This window comes from Pseudomonas sp. S2_A10 (genome assembly GCF_054668465.1).
The window spans coordinates 5113355-5127759 of record NZ_CP162773.1; the positions used below are offsets into that span (position 1 = coordinate 5113355).

Annotated in this window: 11 protein-coding genes; 5 read left to right on the top strand and 6 right to left on the bottom strand. The window is 58.0% G+C overall.

All coding sequences use genetic code 11. The features are described from left to right. Nucleotides 1-22: 22 nt before the first annotated feature. The 4 genes from AB4N41_RS22900 to AB4N41_RS22915 all read right to left on the bottom strand — a co-directional run bounded on the left by AB4N41_RS22900 (nt 23) and on the right by AB4N41_RS22915 (nt 5748). Nucleotides 23-2464, bottom strand: a complete 2442-nt coding sequence (locus AB4N41_RS22900) for an autotransporter outer membrane beta-barrel domain-containing protein (RefSeq protein ID WP_252876392.1) — start codon at nt 2462-2464, stop codon at nt 23-25. Nucleotides 2465-2713: 249 nt separating this feature from the next. Beyond that, a complete protein-coding gene (locus AB4N41_RS22905) occupies nt 2714-4099 on the bottom strand; it encodes a hypothetical protein (RefSeq protein WP_460138072.1) in 1386 nt (461 codons plus the stop codon). Beyond that, complete coding sequence (locus tag AB4N41_RS22910) at nt 4048-4797, bottom strand: hypothetical protein (protein WP_460138073.1); 750 nt, start codon at nt 4795-4797, stop codon at nt 4048-4050. The genes AB4N41_RS22905 and AB4N41_RS22910 overlap by 52 nt, the downstream gene beginning before the upstream one ends. Before the next feature lie 105 nt (nt 4798-4902). Further along, on the bottom strand, nt 4903-5748 hold the full coding sequence (locus AB4N41_RS22915) for a hypothetical protein (protein ID WP_252867692.1): 846 nt from the start codon (nt 5746-5748) through the stop codon (nt 4903-4905). A gap of 237 nt (nt 5749-5985) precedes the next feature. On the opposite strand from AB4N41_RS22915, the gene AB4N41_RS22920 reads away from it, so the two are divergent. From AB4N41_RS22920 to AB4N41_RS22940, 5 genes are all read left to right on the top strand, one after another. Beyond that, nucleotides 5986-7014, top strand: coding sequence for a LacI family DNA-binding transcriptional regulator (locus AB4N41_RS22920; RefSeq protein ID WP_460138075.1), 1029 nt, complete (start codon nt 5986-5988; stop codon nt 7012-7014). A 150-nt stretch (nt 7015-7164) separates the two neighbouring features. After that, on the top strand, nt 7165-7947 hold the full coding sequence (locus AB4N41_RS22925) for a sugar phosphate isomerase/epimerase family protein (protein WP_150635143.1): 783 nt from the start codon (nt 7165-7167) through the stop codon (nt 7945-7947). Next, complete coding sequence (locus AB4N41_RS22930) at nt 7940-8947, top strand: sugar kinase (protein ID WP_252876393.1); 1008 nt, start codon at nt 7940-7942, stop codon at nt 8945-8947. The genes AB4N41_RS22925 and AB4N41_RS22930 overlap by 8 nt, the downstream gene beginning before the upstream one ends. Nucleotides 8948-9004: 57 nt before the next feature. After that, nucleotides 9005-10303 (top strand): MFS transporter, encoded by a 1299-nt coding sequence (locus AB4N41_RS22935; RefSeq protein ID WP_041480189.1) that lies wholly within the window; start codon nt 9005-9007, stop codon nt 10301-10303. 13 nt (nt 10304-10316) lie between these two features. Further along, on the top strand, nt 10317-11294 hold the full coding sequence (locus AB4N41_RS22940) for a 2-hydroxyacid dehydrogenase (RefSeq protein ID WP_252876394.1): 978 nt from the start codon (nt 10317-10319) through the stop codon (nt 11292-11294). A 155-nt stretch (nt 11295-11449) separates the two neighbouring features. Here the strand turns inward: AB4N41_RS22940 and AB4N41_RS22945 are convergent, their stop codons facing one another. Both AB4N41_RS22945 and AB4N41_RS22950 read right to left on the bottom strand, forming a co-directional pair. After that, complete coding sequence (locus tag AB4N41_RS22945) at nt 11450-12637, bottom strand: pyridoxal phosphate-dependent aminotransferase (protein WP_041480186.1); 1188 nt, start codon at nt 12635-12637, stop codon at nt 11450-11452. Between the two features lie 41 nt (nt 12638-12678). Further along, on the bottom strand, nt 12679-14304 hold the full coding sequence (locus AB4N41_RS22950; protein WP_460138077.1) for a methyl-accepting chemotaxis protein: 1626 nt from the start codon (nt 14302-14304) through the stop codon (nt 12679-12681). Between the last annotated feature and the right edge of the window lie 101 nt (nt 14305-14405).

Sequence of the window (14405 nt, forward strand, 5' to 3'; positions counted from 1 at the left end):
CCTTTTTTTAATGCTGATGCAATCAGAAACTGAAGCTCAGCCCGACACTCCCTCCTAGCTCCTGGTCAGCTTTGCTGCCCCTGCTGGTCCCTATCTCGCCATACAGTTGCCATTTGTTATTGGCCGGAACCCAATTGAGGCCCCCGGTCAGCTCTAGGCTGGTGCTGGACAAATCGTTGTTGAATCCAGTGTCATTCACGCTGACACGATTATTGTTGACGAATTCATGACTTAACGCCGCGTGCAGCCTGGGTTGCAATTTTCCGCCATTGTTCAGCACCACCTCGCGGCCAACGGTCATTCCGACCTTGCCGAGCAATGAGCGGGTCTCGTTGCTGTCTACCTGCAGTCCGTTGTCCAACTTGTAGTCCTTGCCTTTTACCGTCGCAACACCAACCTGAGCAGAGGGTTCGATGAAGTAACCTCGGTTAAAGACTATATGCTTACCCACTTCGACGGTTCCACTGATGCCGAGATTATCGAAGTCACCCTTTGTTCGAGTGTCATCGCTCAAGGTGACTTTGACGTCATTACTGAAACGGTTGATTTTGCCAACGGTATCCACGTAATACCCGGTCGTTTCGTCATACCAGGACAGATACATCCCGCCATAGGTGCTGTTGATCGTGCCGGCGCTGCCGCGGGCCAGGTTAAGGCGAGTGGTGCTGTAGCCACCAAAAACCCCGATCAACCATTGGCCATCACCTATCGGTAGTGGCGTGTCCACCCCCAATGAGACGCCAGTCTGATTTTGTTTATAACCATCACCGTAGGCATTCTTGACGTTGTACTGATTGGCATGAGTGCGTATCCACAGGCCGCTGGTCGCGTTTTGATTATCTGAGTCCAGTGCCGCAATCGATCGCGATCGCGGCTGAGTGCCGGCCATGCGACGGTCGCCGAGGCGGGTATTGAGAGTGGTCATTTCCGAATAGATAACAGTAGGAGCGGTACCGGCAATTGCCAATGCAGTTTGTGAACCAGTGCTCGGCGTTGTCCCATCAGGCCGCAGGAAAATACCTTCGCCCTCTCGCACCAGTTTGTACGCCAAAGCACCACGATCAACCTGACCGTTTCTCAGATCGAACTCAGCATCCCCGCCAGCGATGTTAGCCACTTGAAGCGGTGCACCGGTGACAGGTTCGCTGGCGCTTGCACCAACTACCAGCTCGTGACGGCCACTGGCTGATTCCGTGACATTGAGAAAGTCCGTTTCACCGGTGGACACGTCAGCATCCAAAAAAAACCGGCCGTTGCCTGACAGGTTGGCAACATCCAGACGGACGAACTCGGCGGGCGTGCCGAATCTGACGTTCCCGCCCTGCATTTCGAGATTCGATAACGAATTGCTGCCAACCAGGTTCCATTCAGCGCCACGCCCGATGGACATAGCGCTGACGCCAGTAACCGAACCGTGCAGGATCGAGTCGTTATCCAGCATCACGACGCCAGTCCCAGAGCCCTGAATGTTACCGGTGAGTATGCTTCGGGTATCGAGCGAAACAGAATCGACGTTGGTCAAATCGCCGTCAAGGCTGGCATTGTTTTGCAAGAAAACCGCGGCGGTCCCGCCGTCAGCAACCGCTACATTGCCGGTCAACTGGCTGTCGTCGATTTGAAAGCGCGCTGCTGCTCCATCGATGACCTCCAGGATATTACCGTTGCCGCCGATCAGATTCGAACGGTTAGCTATTTCGATCAATACCGGTTGATCGTCCGGCGTCGCAAAATCGACTTTGATCGCTGCGCCGGTGCGACCCTGCACGGTTGACGCATCAACCTTCAACACGCTCTGTGCGGTGACATCGCTCGGGTTCAGGACGGTATCCTTGCCAAAGATGATCCCATTCAGTTCTCCGATGACCTCGCTGGCTGCACTGACATTGGCGTTGCCGCCATAGAGTTCGAGACCAACACCATCGGCGTCGGTCCCTTCAACCCGGCTGTCCACCAGATTCAACGTACTGAGGGATGTCACCGCTGCACCCGAAAAACCGCCTGTCAACGTACTGCCAGTGACGGTCGCTGTTGAGCCAACGGGAATATTCAGGTCGCGCGCAAGCGACATTGCTCTGCCATCGCTGGACAGCGTACTGCCGGATACCACTGCCGAGCTGTCGGTCAAGCTCAGCGCAGTGTCGAAATTGCTAGCCGTCACCGTTGCCGCGTCCAGAGACACTCGGGCGTCTGCTGAGGCTTCAATCTGTGAAGTGCTGGCGGAAATCGCGTTTAACGTCCCACCGCCGACAACGATGTTCAGCGTATCACCGCCATTGACGTTGAGCGTGGCGGTGACAGGGATGAACCAGGCTTCTGGCGTAGCACCGCCGGATACGGTTTCGACTTCACCAGGATTGAGATTTCGGGAAAAGGCCGTCTCGGATATTGCGATCAGTAATGCTGCACAAGAGAGCGTGCCAGTGAGTTTCAAAACTGTCGGTCCCAAGCTATTTTCAAACGTCATATACACTTCTCGTTGAGGTTTATCGGGACGGAAGAAGGACGGTTCAGGCGTACATATTCCATCAGACGACCTTTGTAGGCGACGCCGGAGAATACCTGCTAGTCTGGACTTTCTCTGTAGGACTAATCCTCTTAGTAGGTGGGCTTAATCGCCCACTCGCGACATTTCGAGATATTTCTTGCTTCCCCAATTAAATTGCATTGCCTGAAGAGGTTGGCTCTCCGGCAATGCAATGATCGCGAATGCCGTTTATGGAGCAGGCGCAGGATCCCAGCCCGGTTCCGATTCGCAGTACAAGAAGTCAGCATTGAGCAGGTAGACAATCATTTCCTGAACTTCTGACGTGGTTACAATTGGCGTCGAATACCAGATTTTGACATAACCTGCGTAAAAGTCGGTCGGATCAGGCGTGGTAGCAGGTGGACGAGGAAGATTACGAATAAAAGGTGCGTATGGCACTTCCCAAAGCATCCCCTCCGTTAACTCGAGCGAAGTGATCGCACGAGTATCGGAAAAAACCGTATCCGGCGGTGCGTCTATGGTGTATTTATCGTCATGCCAGCCTTGCCAATTGAATGTGATATTCATCCCATCGGTGAAATGATCATTAGGTTTGATCTTGAACGTCGCAACGTGATCATCCCCCGTCAAGCTCTCGCAAATAATGTATGGGTCTTCGGTGCCATCTGTAGGTGGGCGTTGGAATTCTGGCTTATCGAGAACGATGACTACAGTATTGACAGTTACCGTCTCCTTTGCCGAGTCTTGAGTATTATTCCGGGCGGGGTTTTCATATGTCCACCAAGCCTCTTTAAGCCCGATACCACCCGGACCGACAACGGTATATGGCAAATCTATCTGAACGACATTATTGATATTCGACTGAGTCATTTGAATGGAATTAACGATAATTTCGCCTTGATCCCCAAGATACTTCAGGGTAACCAGATCGCCCGGTTCGGGATCGGGAAACGACGTCCCGGCGGTGACAGGCGAGACATCGATGTGAGCCTTGGCTGTCTGATCGACATCCTGAGGGCCCAGTAAGTTATCCGTGACAGGTGGCTGTCCGCGGACGATCAGTTTCCGGAATTCGGGATTAACTTCAGGGGGCGGGGTCGTCGGGTCGACGGTATAAGGCGGATGCGTCGAGAAATCTGTTTTGACAGTTGTTGATCCGTCGTCGATGGATAAGCCGCCACGCATCAAGTCAGCTTTGACGACCACGTCCAATTCAAAATTCGTACCCGTCTGGTTATCAAAGTATTGTTTGCTCAGACTCGACCAAGGAATGGTGAACTCCAGCTCCGTGAGTGCGTTGAATGGCAGATCCTGGGCTGGTTGAGCGCCGTATGTCAGGCTCACTACGTCGGTGCCGATTGTATCTACCAACCGGCTGACTTTTACCTTCACACCTGCACGCGCATCTTTTAAATCGATCAGACCATCTTCGTTTGCCGGGACGGTAATGACGCCCAGTTTGGGAAGTGGCAGAAAACGCACGTTTTTGAAATACACGCCCCATGCGCTCTGGTTGCCAGCAGCGTCAGTAATGATGAACCAGATGAAGGCCCGGCCGCTCGTTACCTTGCGTAGCTCTGCGGTCGGGATGGACAGCTTGCCATCGGTGGGCATCGGTCCGTTGAAAAAGGGGGCACCTGCGGAGGGTTGGTACGTGTACCTGCCACGTACAGGGTCAACGTGTCATCCGGCTGAACGTTGGCGTAGCCGGTATCAATTTGTACCTGCAATCCCCCTTCGTTACCTGGCTGACCTGCCCATGTGTCATCCAGATCCCCGGGGGCATTTGGAAACGTGGCTGGCGGAATTGTTCTGGCGCCTGGAACCTGTCCTGGATTTGTACCTGTTTGTGCAGGTTTCGCTTGCCAGGCACCAGTACGGTCGATAAAAAACTTCATCACAGGACCGGTCAGCGGGTTGAGCCCCCGCTCATACAGCACGCTACGCACCCAGATCGGCGTCGGCCCCACCGGGGTTGCATCCTCACCCAGAAATTCGGTAGGCACTGTGATCGGAAAATCTACAGGACGGCTGGCCACGTCGCCGAGGTTTACCCTGTTTAACCGCGTGAAGTCTGTCGGCAGCGGATTGGCAGGAGGCTGGGTTCGCGTAACGTCAAGGGCGATCTGATCTCTGCTGTTAGGATTCGACCACACATTGGTCTTGACCATAAGTGTCAGCGCGGCGCCCACAGGTATCGCAGCTATCGGAATGATGTCCTTGTTCGTGCCGCGCCCGTCTGGCAATTCGGGGGTAGGTGCGACCAGAACGCCCAAGGGTGTGCCTGACTCCGCAGTTTGAATACTTGTCATGTGCCTTCTCCATTGCGTAGAAAATGTTTTTTGATCCATGCATCTTCGACAATGGCGAATGTCGCCAACTGCAGTCGTAATATCGCTGCTACTGTTGCGGCCTGATCACTTCATCCAACTTGCATCCGAGCAATACTTGCTTTCTCCCGGAATTTTCCTGTCTACCTTCACCAGCCCGGTAAACGAGCGAAAGATAGGTACACCGTCGCGCAATAGTTGGTAATTAACTAAGGCCGAATCGTTTTCCTCCATGGGTTCTATATGTGAAGCAAAGGGCTTGATTACAATCTTCACTGGCTCCTTGGTCACAACATCTGTCACAACCTCAGTAAAGTTAAACACCTGTGTCAAAGGGTTTCCCGACCCGTTTAAAGAATCCCATGCCTGCCAATCCAGGCTGAGGACATCCGCAAGCTGAAACAAGTCATCGAAAGGAATTTCGATACGTACCCCTTCCCAGATAAACAAGGCTTCCGGATCGCCGGGATGGTTCTTGTAACATCCGATATATCCCCAAGCATCCGCATCGGGAAAAGTAACCTCCTTCAAAAGTTGCGGCGGCTTAACTATCGCAAAAGTCAGGCGTCGTGAAGGTGACGTAGTAGGGTTGATCGAACGTACTGTGTAGAAAAGCTCAAACGTAGCCACATCCGGAAGTTTCTCGGGAGCTACTGGAATACGAAACTCCGGCGCATCGTCCGCGGCCCCATACTCGCCAAAGGCGACGAAATCAGGGTTACCAACAATGAAAATTTCAACACGATCTTTATTCACGCCTGAAACAGGAAAGTTCGGCCAGCGGTCAATAATACAAACGATGCCCACCTGTTTTGCGTCCGGCGGCAATGTTCCGGCCGGGTCAAGCGGATCGACGCCTTCCACTCGTGGCAGGCTCAGAAGCACGCCGGGATTCAATGGATCGCTGGAGGTAATCGGCGTTTCGATCGGCATGGAATTTCTCACTGGCTGGTCATCTAGGCCTGAAAGAAATTAAGCGCTGGTATTGGAAAGATGCCTACTGTCAGATCTGACAGGTAAAGCAACCGTTTGTCGGAAATCCATTTTGCCGTGACTGCTTCCGCTGCATTTGAAGGTTGACGGCTCAAGGTCAGATAGTGTCTTCTGAAACCGGTTTCAGCGGTATCCATGCCGTTAAAACGCTACATTTCAAAAATAAGGTCTGACCCGTTGAACGACTTCTCCGCCGCCCAGCGCAGCCGCGTGACCATGCTTGATGTTGCCGAACGCGCTGGTGTATCCAAGGCCAGCGTCTCGCGCTTCATTGGCGACGACCGCGCGCTGCTCTCCGATGCCATTGCCCGGCGCATCGAGCAGGCGATTGATGAACTCGGTTACCGCCCCAACCAAATGGCCCGCGGCCTGAAACGCGGGCGCACTCGGCTGATCGGCATGCTCGTCGCCGATATCCGTAACCCCTATTCGATTGCCGTGATGCACGGGGTGGAAACCGCCTGCCGTGCGCACGGCTACAGCCTGGTGGTGTGCAACACCGACCGCGATGACGAGCAGGAACGCCAGCATCTGGCGCTGTTGCGCTCTTACAACATCGAAGGGCTGATCGTGAACACGCTGGGCCATCACCGGGACGAACTGCATGAGCTGCGCCGCGAGATGCCTATGGTGTTGGTGGATCGCAAGGTCGACGGGCTCGACAGCGACATGGTCGGACTGAATAACCCGCAAGCGGTTGAAATGGCACTCACACACCTTGAGCAGCGCGGATATCGGGACCTATTGATGGTCACCGAACCGTTTGACGGCACCAGCTCGCGGATCGAACGGGTCAGCAGGTTTCAAGCGCAGATTGCCCAACGCTCGGCCCTGACCGGGGCGGTGCTGGAAACCGGCGATGATCTGAAGGCGCAACTGCAAACTTTTCTAGGCACCTCCGGTGACGGTCCGAAAGCACTGTTTTGCGCCAATGGCGTGGCGGCGCTGGCGGCGACTCACGCGTTGCGCGCACTCGGTGTGCGCTTGTTCGAGGATGTCGGGCTGATTGCCCTGGATGATCTGGATTGGTATCCGCTGGTGGGCAGCGGGATCACCGCGCTGGCACAGCCGACGCAAGAGATAGGCGCGCGGGCGTTTGAGTGTCTGCTCAAGCGCTTGCGCGGGGATGATGAGGTGGCGCGAATTGTGGATTTTGCGCCGGTGCTGATTGAGCGGGGTTCGACCCGAGGGATTGGCGGCGTCTGATCTGGCGCTTTCGCGAGCGGGCTCGCTCCCACAGGTGACCGTGTTGCAAATGTGGGGGCGAGCCTGCTCGCGAAAGGGCCTGCAAAAACACTACAGAATCACCTGATTTTTTTTGAACAAAAATGAAACCGGTTTCAGAGGTCAATAACAATGAATAAACCCGCCGTTTCCATCAGTTTGTCCAGCTACGGTGCCGAGCTCGTGCGCCAGCGTGGGCAAGATTGTTTTATCGACATCCTCGCGGCAGCCGGGGCGAATCGCATCGAGTGGCGTGAAGAGCTGCTGACCCGTGAAGACCCGGCGCAACTGGCTCAGGCTACCCAGGCGCAGGGCCTGCAAAGCATTTATTCCTCACCCACCGAACTCTGGCTCGCAGGGCAAGCGCAGCCAAATCCCGAACTGATTACCGCGCTGCAACAGGCCCAGGCATTCGGCTCGAAATGGCTGAAAGTGTCCCTCGGTTATTTCACCGACAACTCTGATTTGCAGGCACTGGCCGAGCGACTCAAGCAAAGCCCGGTGCAACTGCTGGTGGAGAACGACCAGACCTTGCAAGGCGGACGTATCGAGCCGTTCCAGCGTTTCTTTACCGCCGTCGAGCAACACAACCTGCCGATCAAGATGACCTTCGACATTGGCAACTGGCACTGGCAGGACCAGTCCGCCGCCAGCGCCGCACGCGCGCTCGGCCGTCACGTCGGTTATGTGCATTGCAAAGCCGTTGCGCGCCGCGCCGACGGCAAACTGATCGCCGTACCGCCGGCCATCAGCGATCTGCATCTGTGGGAACAACTGCTGCGGCACATGGACCAAGGCGTTATGCGCGCCGCCGAATACCCGCTGCAAGGCGATGACCTGGTGCAACTGACCCGCGAACACGTCGCCGCCCTCGCCCGCCTCGGTCAATCGCGCCTGGAGCCAGCTCATGTCTGAGATCGATATTCTTTCTTTCGGTGAAACCATGGCGATGCTGGTCGCCGAGCAGACCGGCGATCTGGCCAAGGTCGAGCAGTTTCACAAACGGATTGCCGGGGCCGACAGCAACGTCGCGATCGGCTTGTCGCGCCTGGGTTTCAACGTCGCGTGGCTGAGCCGGGTCGGTAACGATTCGCTCGGACGCTTTGTGGTGGAAACGCTGATCAAGGAAGGTCTGGATTGCAGCCACGTCGAAGTCGATAAAAACCAGCCAACGGGTTTCCAGTTCAAATCGCGCAACGACGATGGCAGCGACCCGCAGGTCGAATATTTCCGGCGCGGTTCGGCGGCCAGTCATTTGTCGCCGAACTCCATCAGCGACAACCTGCTGAGCGCCCGCCATTTGCACGCCACCGGTATTCCGCCGGCGCTGTCAGGTTCCAGCCGGGAAATGTCCTTCGAGCTGATGACCCAGATGCGCAACGCCGGGCGCAGCGTGTCATTCGACCCGAATCTGCGCCCGAGCCTGTGGGCCAGCGAGGGCGAGATGATCCGCCAGATCAACCGCCTCGCCGCCCTTGCCCACTGGGTGCTGCCGGGGTTGAGCGAAGGTCGCTTGCTCACCGGTTTCGACGACCCGGCCGACATTGCTGCGTTCTATCTGGATCAGGGCGCCGAGGCCGTGGCGATCAAGCTCGGGCCTGCGGGTGCTTACTACCGCACGCAGCTGGATCAGGGCTTCGTTGCTGGCGTGCCGGTGAACAACGTGGTCGATACCGTGGGCGCCGGTGACGGCTTTGCGGTGGGGATGATCAGCGCCCTGCTCGAGCATCAGAGTTTTGCCGAGGCCGTGCAGCGGGCGAACTGGATTGGCAGTCGCGCGGTGCAGAGTCGTGGCGACATGGATGGGTTGCCTTCTCGCTTGGAGTTGACCGCTGAATTCGCGAGCAGGCTCGCTCCCACAGGGGAACGCATTTCACATGTGGGAGCGAGCCTGCTCGCGAAGAGGCCCGCCTGATCACCGCAAATCAATGAACCTGCTGCGACAAAAACAACAAGCTCAGGAGTCACACCGATGAAAACCGCTACCCTCGCCACCCGCCGCTGGTGGTACATCATGCCGATCGTGTTCATCACTTACAGCCTGGCCTATCTCGATCGCGCCAACTACGGTTTTGCCGCCGCATCGGGCATGGCCGAAGACCTGATGATTACACCGGGTCTGTCCTCGCTGCTCGGTGCGCTGTTCTTTCTCGGTTACTTTTTCTTCCAGGTTCCCGGCGCGATCTACGCGCAAAAGCACAGCGTCAAGAAGCTGATTTTCGTCAGCCTGATCCTCTGGGGTGGTCTGGCCACGTTGACCGGCGTGGTGTCCAACGCCTATTGGCTGATCGTCATTCGCTTCATGCTCGGCGTGGTCGAAGCGGCGGTGATGCCGGCGATGCTGGTGTATCTGTGCCACTGGTTCACCCGCGCCGAACGCTCGCGGGCCAACACCTTTCTGATCCTCGGTAACCCGGTGACGATGCTGTGGATGTCGGTGGTGTCGGGCTATCTGGTACAGCATTTCAGCTGGCGCTGGATGTTCATCATTGAAGGTCTGCCGGCGGTGCTGTGGGCGTTTATCTGGTGGCGTCTGGCCGACGACCGCCCGGCCCAGGCCAAGTGGCTCAATGAGCAGGAAAAACACGATCTGGAAAGCGCGCTGGCCGCTGAGCAGGTCGGGATCAAAGCCGTGAAGAACTACGCCGAGGCGTTCCGTTCGCCGAAGGTGATCATCCTGGCGCTGCAGTTTTTCTGCTGGAGCATCGGCGTCTACGGTTTCGTTTTGTGGCTGCCATCGATCCTCAAGGCCGGCGCGCAGATGGACATGATCGAGGCTGGCTGGCTGTCGGCGCTGCCGTATCTGGCGGCGGTGATCGGCATGCTCGCGGTGTCGTGGGGTTCGGACAAATTGCAGAAGCGCAAACGCTTCGTCTGGCCGCCGCTGCTGATCGCCTCCATCGCGTTCTACGGCTCGTATGCCTTGGGCGCCGAACACTTCTGGTGGTCGTACACGCTGCTGGTGATTGCCGGCGCCTGCATGTACGCGCCGTACGGGCCGTTCTTCGCCATCGTCCCGGAGATCCTGCCGGCCAACGTCGCTGGCGGCGCCATGGCGCTGATCAACAGCATGGGCGCGCTCGGTTCTTTTGGCGGCTCGTATCTGGTCGGTTATCTGAACAGCTCCACCGGTTCGCCCGGCGCTTCCTATTTATTGATGAGCGGCGCGCTGTTGCTGTCGGTGGTACTGACGATTTTCCTCAAGCCCGGCGCCAGTGATCGCGTCGTCGCCAAAGCCGTCGCCACACCGCGTGTGCCGGCGCATTCCTGAAAGGACTTTTGCCATGAAAAAACAGGTCGTGCTGTACAAGAAACTTTCGCCCGCGCTGATGGCGCGCCTGCAAGAGCAATTTGACGTAACGCTGATCGAAAGCCTCGACGCCGACGGCCTCATGCAGATGCGCGATGCCCTGCCCCGCGCCCACGGTTTGCTCGGGGCCAGCCTGAAACTAGATGCCGCGCTGCTGGATCTGGCGCCGCAGCTGGAGGCGATTGCCAGCGTCTCGGTGGGTGTTGACAACTACGACATCGAGTATCTGAATCGGCGCAAGGTTCTGCTGACCAACACCCCCGACGTGCTCACCGAAACCACCGCCGACACCGGTTTCGCCCTGATCCTCGCTGCCGCGCGGCGGGTGGTCGAACTGGCGAACATGGTCCATGGCGGGCAGTGGAGCCGCAACATCGGCCCGGCGCATTTCGGCACCGATGTGCACGGCAAGACGCTGGGCATCATCGGCATGGGCCGCATCGGCGAGGCCCTGGCCCAGCGCGGGCATTTCGGTTTCGGCATGCCGGTGATCTACCACAGTCAGTCGCGCAAACCGGCGGTCGAGGAGCGTTTCGACGCACAATATCGCAGCCTCGAAGAGTTGCTCCAGCAGGCCGATTTCATTTGCCTGACCTTGCCGCTGACGGCACAGACCGAACGCTTGATCGGCGCCGAGCAATTTGCGCTCATGCGGCCGGAAAGCATTTTCATCAATATCTCGCGGGGCAAGGTGGTTGATGAGGCGGCGATGATCGAGGCGTTGCGCAGCAAGCGGATTCGCGCGGCGGGGCTGGATGTGTTCGAGCGCGAGCCGTTGAATCATGATTCGCCATTGTTGCAGTTGAGCAACGTGGTGGCGACGCCGCACATGGGCTCGGCGACCCATGAAACCCGGGAAGCAATGGCGCGCTGTGCGGTGGAGAATCTGTTGGCGGCGTTGAATGGACAGCGGCCGGCGAATCTGGTGAATGCCTCTGCGTGGCAAAGCTGAGATCTCTGGCGCCAGTAAAGCCGCCTTCGCGAGCAGGCTCGCTCCCACAGAGAATGCATTTCAAAATGGGAGCAAGCCTGCTTCCACAGCAGAATGCATTCCACTGTGGGAGCGAGCCTGCTCGCGAAGAGGCCTTTACAGACTACGCAAATCCATCAGGCACTGCGCGCCTGCAACAGCTGCACCGCACACAACGCAATCCGCGCGCAGGCATCCGCCAGTTTGACCCGATCCACCACCAGCCCGATGCGAATATGCCCCGCCGCGCTCGGCCCGAACGCTTCACCGGCCAACACTGATACCCCGTAACCCTCCAGCAAGCGCTCGGCAAATGCTTGCGCGCCGAGACCGGTCTGACGAACGTCGACCATCACGAACATGCCGCCATCCGGGCGAATCGGCTGCAACCCAGGGCAACCGTGCAAACGTTCGCAGACCAGATCGCGGCGCAAGCGATACTCCTCGCGCATCTGAGAGACTTCCGGCAGATCACTTTGCAGCGCTACTTGCGCGGCCTTCTGTACAAAATCCGGCAGACCGAAGAGCATGCTCAGCGACAAATTCACCAGATGCTCGGCCAAGGGTTTCGGGCCGATCATCCAGCCGATGCGCCAACCGGTCATCGCATGGGATTTCGACAGACTGTTGATCGTCGCGGTGCGCTCGGCCATGCCCGGCAGGCTCGCCGGGCTGATGTGCTCGCCTTCATATAACAGCTCGCTGTACACCTCATCGCTGATCAACCACAGATCATGACGAATGCACAGCGCTGCCAGTTCCTGCCAGATCAGCAAGGGCAAACTCGCGCCGCTGGGGTTGTTCGGACTGTTGAGCAGCATGGCGCGCGTTCGCGGGGTAATGCGCGCGGCAACATCGGCCGGGTCGACACGAAAACCGTTGTCGGGGCGCACCGGCACCGCAATCACCTTGGCACCGCAGGCGCCAAACACACCTTCGTAAGTGACGTACATCGGCTCGGCGACGATCACTTCATCGCCCGGATCGAGCAGACACTGCGCCACCGAGTACACCGCGCATTGCGCGCCGGGCAGGACAATCACCTGATCAGGATCAACACGCTGACCACTGCGCTGGCGATGACGCTCGGCAATCAGCCTGCGCAGCTCGAATCGACCACGCACGTCGGCGTAATGGGTATCGCCGGCCAACAGGCTATCGATCGCGCCATGGACGATCGGCAACGGCGTATCGAAATCCGGATCGCCGACGCTCAACAACAAAACATCAACGCCCTCGGCGCGCAGTTCCAGCGCTCGGTCGTGAATCTGCCAGGCAGCGGCACCCTCCCCGGCGATTCGTTGGGTCAAGGCTGAATAGCGCATGTACGTCTCCTGTTAGCGCGGTTTCCAGCCTTCACCGTATCTCAAATCACGAAACGCGCCACCATGGCGTTCAAATCCACTGCCAGTCGCGACAGTTCATGGGTCGCGGCACTGGTCTGATTGGCGCCGGCGGCCGATTGCGTGGCGAGGTCGCGAATATTGACCAGGTTGCGATCGACCTCGCGCGAGACTTGCGCCTGCTCTTCCGACGCGCTGGCGATGACTAGGTTGCGTTCGTTGATCTGGTGAATCGATTGCGTGATCTGCTCCAGTGCCACGCCAGCCGCGCGGGCCATTTCCAGAGTGGACTGGGTACGCTGGTTGCTTTGCTGCATCGAGGAGACCGCTTCACCGGTGCCGTTCTGGATGCCGGCAACCATTTTCTCGATTTCCTGGGTCGACTGCGCGGTGCGATGGGCCAAGGCTCGCACTTCATCAGCCACCACGGCAAAGCCACGGCCAGCCTCGCCGGCACGCGCGGCTTCAATCGCAGCGTTGAGCGCCAGCAAGTTGGTCTGCTCGGCGATGGCACGAATCACGTCCAGCACCTTGCCGATGTCACGGCCCTGCGCGGCGAGGCCTTCGATCATCTGTGCGGTGTTCTGCACGTCGTGGGTCATGGTCTGGATCGCGTCGACGGTTTTCACCACCTGATCACGACCTTCGCGGGCGGCGTGGGTCGACTGGTTTGACGCTTCGGAAGTCGACACGGCGTTGCGCGCCACCTCTTCCACCGCAGCGGTCATCTCGTTGACGGCCGTGGCGGCCTGTTCGATTTCATTGTTCTGCTGCTGCAGCCCGCGCGACGCTTCTTCGGTGACCGCGCTGAGTTCTTCGGCAGCGGCGCCCAGTTGCGTGGCAGAGCCGGCGATCTGCTCGATGGTTTTACGCAGATTGGTCTGCATCGCGGCCAGGGCTTCGAGCAGGCGCGCCGGTTCGTCCTTGCCGTCGACTTCGATGGCTTTACTGAGGTCACCGCCAGCAATGGTTTGCGCAGCGAGCACGGCGCGGTTGAGCGGCGTGACGATGCTGCGGGTCAGCAACCAGGCGAGCAACACGGTGGCCAGCGCCGCAATCACGGCGACGATAATGATCCCGGTGATGGCGCTGTCATAGTTTTCACCGGCCTTAATGGCCGCCGCTCTGGCCCCGGCGGTATTCATGCCGATCAGCTTGTTTAGCTGCTCGCCCATCTGATCGGTGCCTTCCTTGATGCGCGTGTTGATCAACGCGCGCATCGCTTCCAGATCGCCCTTGCGCGACAGCTCAATCATCTGATTCTGCGCTTGCAGGTAATTATCGAGCGTCGTCGAAAACGTCTGGAAGACCGCACGCTCTTCAGGACCTGCCGGCAACGCAGCGTAGCTGGCCTGAGCTTTGCGCACCTTGTCGATCAGCACCGCGATGCGGGTTTCTGCCTCTTGCAGGCTGGCCGGTTCGCGATTGACCAGCACACGGAACGAGAGAATGCGCATGCGCAGGACGTTTTCCGTGACCACGCTGAGGTGGGTCACGCTTGGCAATTGGTTGGTGTCCATGTCGACCGACGCCTGACGAATGACCGTCATGCGGCTGACCGCGAACACGCCGAGGACAATCACCAACAAGGCGATAAAGGCAAAACCGAGGAAAGCACGTGGCGCGATATTCAGGTTACGCAGGGACATGGTCGGACTCTCGAAAGAAAGAAACTACGAGCGTCCATGCCGTGAGCACTGGCCCATAGCGGGCGACAGTCCGGCGGCACTGAATTGTGGTTTTGTGTGCG